This is a genomic window from Streptococcus oralis, assembly GCF_001579525.1.
GTDB classification, from domain to species: domain Bacteria; phylum Bacillota; class Bacilli; order Lactobacillales; family Streptococcaceae; genus Streptococcus; species Streptococcus oralis_M.
The window spans coordinates 1-438 of the sequence record NZ_LQZC01000023.1 but is presented as its reverse complement, the minus strand read 5'-3'; the positions used below and the strand labels follow the sequence as shown (position 1 = coordinate 438).

1 tRNA gene and 1 pseudogene are annotated in these 438 nt (G+C 41.6%); both read left to right on the top strand.

The window, feature by feature from the left end:
* Positions 1-245: pseudogene (locus SORDD25_RS08930) on the top strand (23S rRNA (uracil(1939)-C(5))-methyltransferase RlmD); the annotation flags it as partial.
* A gap of 57 nt (positions 246-302) precedes the next feature.
* Positions 303-374, top strand: a tRNA-Glu gene (locus tag SORDD25_RS08925).
* Positions 375-438: the final 64 nt, after the last annotated feature.

Sequence of the window (438 nt, the reverse complement as noted above, 5' to 3'; positions counted from 1 at the left end):
ATGCCCTGATAGTCGACCCTCCTCGTACAGGCTTAGATGGTAAGCTACTGGATACCATTCTGACCTATGTTCCAGAAAAAATGGTCTATGTTTCTTGCAATGTTTCGACCTTGGCGCGAGATTTAGTTAAACTGGTAAAAGTCTATGATCTCCAGTATATCCAGTCGGTCGATATGTTTCCCCACACTGCACGGACGGAAGCAGTAGTTAAGTTAGTGAAGAAAATAAAAAATCAACTTCATTGAAAAAAGTTCTTGACAAAGGGGAAAAAGTAGGTATAATAGAAAGAGTTGAAAAGCTCAGGTCCGTTGGTCAAGGGGTTAAGACACCGCCTTTTCACGGCGGTAACACGGGTTCGAATCCCGTACGGACTATGGTGTATTGCGGTTAAAAAAACTTGGAAAAAAGTTTAAAAAATCTGTTGACAGAGACAGGTAG